General features: G+C 65.0%; 1 pseudogene. It reads left to right on the forward strand.

From position 1 onward, the window contains the following. Positions 1 to 223 (forward strand): annotated as a pseudogene (locus ACXN5W_RS30450) (glycogen debranching N-terminal domain-containing protein); the annotation flags it as partial.

Genomic DNA, 223 nt, shown 5'->3' on the forward strand with positions numbered 1-223 from the left:
CGACCCCGACGGCAACCACGTCGACGCCCTGTCCTCCAACATCGGCCACCTCCTGTGGAGCGGCATCGTCGAAGAACACCGCGCCGAAAAAATCACCCAACACCTCCTCGGTCCCCACCTGTTCTCCGGCTGGGGCATCCGCACCCTCGCCAAAGGCGAAGGCCGCTACAACCCCCTCGGCTACCACGTCGGCACCGTCTGGCCCTTCGACAACTCCATCATC

The organism is Plantactinospora sp. A48, assembly GCF_055793945.1.